This is a genomic window from Polaribacter sp. (assembly GCF_965656025.1).
Taxonomy (GTDB): domain Bacteria; phylum Bacteroidota; class Bacteroidia; order Flavobacteriales; family Flavobacteriaceae; genus Polaribacter.
Genome location: NZ_CBFHJT010000016.1, coordinates 46,120 through 47,358 on the forward strand (window position 1 = coordinate 46,120; position 1,239 = coordinate 47,358).

The 1,239-nt window shown below is 26.6% G+C and carries 1 protein-coding gene; it reads left to right on the forward strand.

Translation table 11 applies throughout. The features are described from left to right. Positions 1-1,239, forward strand: a 1,239-nt coding sequence (locus ACTG3S_RS04765; protein WP_439128234.1) for a ligand-binding sensor domain-containing protein, incomplete at both ends; no start/stop codon positions are given.

Genomic DNA, 1,239 nt, shown 5'->3' on the forward strand with positions numbered 1-1,239 from the left:
TGTCTAATAACATTGTTTATGATATTCAAAAAGATACTAAAGACTTTGTTTGGTTTGCGACTGATAATGGTTTGAATAGGTATAATGGTTATTCGTTTACAAAGTTTTACCATAATCCAGAAGAAAATAGTTCAATAGCATCCAATGTTTGCAGAAGTTTATTAAAAGATCAACAAGGCAATTTGTGGATAGCCACTAAAAAAGGAATAAGTCTTTATAACCCTATTAATGAGACCTTTATTAATTACAAAAGTGAAGATAAAGATTTAGATATAAAAGAATTACTTTTAGTTGACGAAGATAAAATCTGGTTTAATACATTAGGGAAAGCTGGTTTTTTTGATATAAAATCAAAAGAATTTCGATTTATATCTAAAAAATATAATAGTTTTTGTATCACTTCAGATAACAAAAAAGTTTGGATTAATTCTAGAGAAGGTAGTCTTGATAGTATTACCGAGAACTCTACAGAAATCGTTAACATAAAAAGTAACATAGGGGTTAGAAAACAAATTCATTTTGGTAAGTATTCTCAAAAAATTTGGCTACCAAAATCAGATTATAAAATAAATAATTTTCACTCTTCAATTCCTGAATTACCAAATAATATTCAACCTACTAAATTATTAGAAATAAATAAAAATATACTATTCATAGGAACTAATGATGGTTTGTTTGAATATCACACAAACACAAAAAAACTTAGAAAAAAGCAATTGATTAAAAATGAAACATCTTTAAATCTGCAAGTAAGAAGTATATATAAAGATGATATTGGTAACCTTTGGATAGGTACTTTAGGAGGCGTTTTTTACATTGATTATTACAAAAAAGAATTTCAACATTTACAAGTTAATGCAAATACAGATGCCGTTATTATGGGGCTTTCATCAGATAAAAACACATTGTATTTTAATGAATTTGGAAAAGCTTTCTACAAATATTCTGTAGAAAATAAAACCTTTAAAAAACTAAATATCCTAGGCAACGATTCTAAAGGAGGTTTGTTTATATGGGATATTAAAATTATAGAAGATCATAAATATCCAATATGGCTGTCTACAAATTTAGGGTTGATTTGTGCTAATGAAAATAAATCTAATAAAATTTTATTGCCTAAAGGGAAAGATTTCTATGAGACTTCTTTTAATATTTTTGATACAGAAAATGAATTTACTTGGGTAGCCTCGCACACAGGAATTCATCAGCTTTCGAAAAAAAACACCAAAATACAGCTAA